Raw genomic sequence first — 1,472 nt, forward strand, 5'->3', positions numbered from 1 at the left:
CAATACCGGTAACTTAGGGGCACTCTGGTCGTTGTTGTTGATGTGCCAAGAGCGGGTCAACTGAAGTCATCTGGTGAGCGACTGTCGGATCGGGTCGCGGTCGGGGTGCTGACACAGGCGTTTCCTCAGTCGCTGGTGGATGAGGTGCTGGCGGAGACGGGCCGGGTGCAGCAGCGGAACCGGCTGCTGCCGGCCCGACTGGTGGTCTACTTCGTGTTGGCGATGTGCCTGTTCTCCGGGGAGAGCTATGAGGAGGTCGCCCGACTGCTGACCGCGGGTCTGCAGGGTGCGCGGCGTTGGCGTGCGTCGTGGGTGGTGCCGAGTACGGCGGCGATCTGGAAGGCCAGGTCTCGGCTGGGTGTGGCGCCGCTGCGGCAGCTGTTCGCGCGGGTGTGCCGTCCGGTTGCCACGCGGGACACTCAGGGCGCCTTCTACCGCGACTGGCGGCTGACCGCGATCGACGGCACCACATTCGACCTGCCCGACACGAACGCGAACGTGGAGGCGTTCGGCCGTCCTCCCCGCTCCGGGCGGGGCGAACAGGACGTCGGTTACCCGCAGATCCGCATGGTCGGCCTGGTGGAGTGCGGCACCCACGTCATCTTCGACACCGCGCTCGCAGCTCTTCGCATCGGAGAGCAGACTCTGGCCCGGGCGGTCCTGGGATCCCTGCGGCCGGGGATGCTGCTGCTGGCCGACCGCGGCTTCTATGGCGTTGAGTTGTGGCGCGAGGCCGCGGCGACCGGGGCGGACCTACTGTGGCGGGTCCGCAAAGACCTCGTGCTGCCGGTGGTCGAGGAGCTGTCGGACGGCTCGTACCTCACCGAGATCTTCGACCGCAGCGACATCCACCACACCCGTCGCGGGGTGCCGGTCCGCGCGGTGGAGTACACCATCGCCGGCCACGAGGGCGTCTACCGGCTCATCACCACGATCCTCGCCCCGGACAAGGCCCCGGCCGCGGAACTGGCCGCCCTCTACGCCCAGCGATGGGAGTTCGAGTCCACCCTCGACGAAATCAAGACCCACCTCGGCGGGCTACACCTGGTACTGCGTTCGCAACACCCCGAGGGAGCCGAGCAGGAACTCTACGGCTTCCTGCTCGTCCACCACGCCATCCGGCACCTGATGCACCAGGCCGCACGACAAGCAGACCAGGACCCCGACCGGATCTCCTTCATCCGCTCACTGCGCGTCGCGCGCCGCCAGGTCACCGACCAGGCGGCGTTTTCCCCCCGGCAGACTCGCCCGCGCGATCAAAGCCACCCAGGCTGAACTCCTCCAACGCCTCCTGCCACCACGACGCCATCGGACAAACCCCCGCGTCATCAAACGCAAAGTCGCCAGCTGGCCCCTCAAACGCGCCGCCCACCGGACTGCAGACCACCCAACTACCGCGGCCATCACTCTCGTTGGCGCCACCAAACCCAAACGGGTCAAACGCCCACCAAAGCACTAAGTTACCGGTATTG

The 1,472-nt window shown here is 67.5% G+C and carries 1 protein-coding gene; it reads left to right on the forward strand.

Annotation, left to right across the window (positions count from 1 at the left end):
• Window positions 1–24: 24 nt before the first annotated feature.
• Window positions 25–1,275: an IS4 family transposase gene (locus ACZ67T_RS46300; protein WP_469993104.1), complete on the forward strand. Its 1,251-nt coding sequence runs from the start codon at window positions 25–27 to the stop codon at window positions 1,273–1,275.
• Window positions 1,276–1,472 lie beyond the last annotated feature (197 nt).

The sequence above is a fragment of the Streptomyces sp. NPDC107517 genome, assembly GCF_055582645.1.